Annotated in this window: 1 protein-coding gene; it reads left to right on the top strand. The window is 65.3% G+C overall.

The genetic code is table 11. The features are described 5' to 3' along the window. The coding region (locus tag J2I48_RS28135; RefSeq protein WP_445451885.1) for an AMP-binding enzyme at positions 1–375 on the top strand (375 nt) is incomplete at both ends.

The raw sequence follows: 375 nt of genomic DNA on the forward strand, positions 1-375 counted from the left end.
GACACGCAGATCAAGCTGCGGGGCTTCCGCATCGAACTGGGCGAGATCGAGAGTGCGCTGCTGGGTGAGACGGGGGTGGCCCAGGCGGCGGTGGTGCAGGCGGCGGGCAGTGGGCAACTGGTGGGCTACCTGACGGGCACGCTCATCGATGCTGACACCAGTGCGCTGCTAGCCACGCTGGGTCAGACCCTGCCCGCCTACATGGTGCCCGCCCAACTGCTGGTGCTCGACGACTTACCCCTGACGGCCAACGGTAAACTCGACCGCCAGGCGCTAGCCAACCGAACCTTGTCAGTAGCCTCAGCACAGGAACCATTTAGTGCCCCACAAGGGGAGTTAGAGGTGCTGCTGGCCGGTGCCTGGGCCTCGATACTG

This window comes from Fibrella aquatilis (genome assembly GCF_017353255.1).
GTDB lineage: Bacteria > Bacteroidota > Bacteroidia > Cytophagales > Spirosomataceae > Fibrella > Fibrella aquatilis.